The following is a 1,200-nucleotide window of genomic DNA, read 5'->3' as shown; positions in this document are numbered from 1 at the left end:
GCTAGTGGCGTGTCACTGAACCTTGCTGGGCTATTTGATCTCGGCGGGTGAGCAGGCCAGCCTGGTCCCGGAGTAGTTCTGGGAGGTGGTCATGGCACGTAAACCCGAGGTGTTCGTCCGTGCGCTGACGATGGAGGAGGGACGGCGCCTGCAAAGGATCACCCGATCGGCCAAGGATCCGGTGAAGCTGCGGCGAGCGATCGTGGTACTGATGTCCGCGCAAGGACAGTCGGCTTCGGCGATCACGTCGTTGATGCAGGTCAGTGACGACTACGTGCGCCAGGTGGTGCACGCGTTCAACGAGCGGGGGTTCGAGGCCTTGGACCCAAAATGGAGCGGGGGTCGTCCACGCAGGATCAGTGAGTGGGTGCGCGAGCGCATCTGCCTGATCGCCCGGACGACCCCCGCCGAGTGGGGCCTCACCGGCTTTTCCACCTGGAGCCTGTCCAAGCTCGCCGCCCACCTGATCGAGTTGCGGCTGGTGACCTCGATCAGCCGCCAGCACCTGGCGCGGATCCTCAAGGCCGGCAAGGTGTCATGGCAGACCACCACGACGTGGAAGAGCAGCAACGACACCGACTTCGTCGCCAAGATGCAGCGCATCCTGGCCCTGTATGACGCCCCGCCACAGGGCGGGCGGGTGGTGTGCGTGGATGAGTTCGGCCCCTTGAACCTGCAACCCCGCAAGGGCAAGGCCTGGCGGCCGGGTAAGAACCCCCGCCGCCTGCGGGCCACCTACAACCGCTACAGCGGGGTCATGCACCTGCTCGGCGCCCTGGACCTGGCCACCGGGAAGATCCACTACCGGATCCGTGAACGCAAACGGTGGCGCGAGTTCCTGTCGTTCATCAAGTCCCTGCGCACCCGCTGGCCCGCAGGCACCCTCCACCTGATCGTGGACAACTACTCGCCGCACAAGCATCCCCAGGTCAAAGCCTGGGCCGCCGCCAACGACGTCGAGCTGGTGTTCCTGCCGACCTACGCCTCCTGGCTGAACTGGATCGAGTCCGAATTCGCCGCACTGCGCTACTTCGCCCTCAACGGCACCGACCACCGCAGCCACCCCGAGCAGAACGCCGCCATCGCCGCCTACATCCGCTGGCACAACCGGCACGCCCGACCCAAGATCAGCTTCGCGGCCAGCTCCCCGATCCGCTCATGGACCAGTTATCCCACCAAGGTTGCGTGACACGCCACTAG

At 65.6% G+C, this 1,200-nt stretch carries 1 protein-coding gene; it reads left to right on the top strand.

Annotated elements, in window-relative coordinates; translation table 11 throughout:
* Window positions 1-91 precede the first annotated feature (91 nt).
* Window positions 92-1,189, top strand: a complete 1,098-nt coding sequence (locus tag AB0D67_RS39135) for an IS630 family transposase (protein ID WP_362947519.1) — start codon at window positions 92-94, stop codon at window positions 1,187-1,189.
* Window positions 1,190-1,200: the final 11 nt, after the last annotated feature.

It is taken from the genome of Streptosporangium sp. NPDC048047, from assembly GCF_040653115.1.
Lineage (GTDB): Bacteria > Actinomycetota > Actinomycetes > Streptosporangiales > Streptosporangiaceae > Streptosporangium.
This window is presented reverse-complemented; position numbering and strand designations above follow the sequence as displayed.

What these genes read in the sequence shown, in the direction of transcription:
- AB0D67_RS39135 (WP_362947519.1), top strand. Translation starts at nt 92, where the DNA reads ATGGCACGTAAACCCGAGGTGTTCGTCCGTGCGCTGACGATGGAGGAG.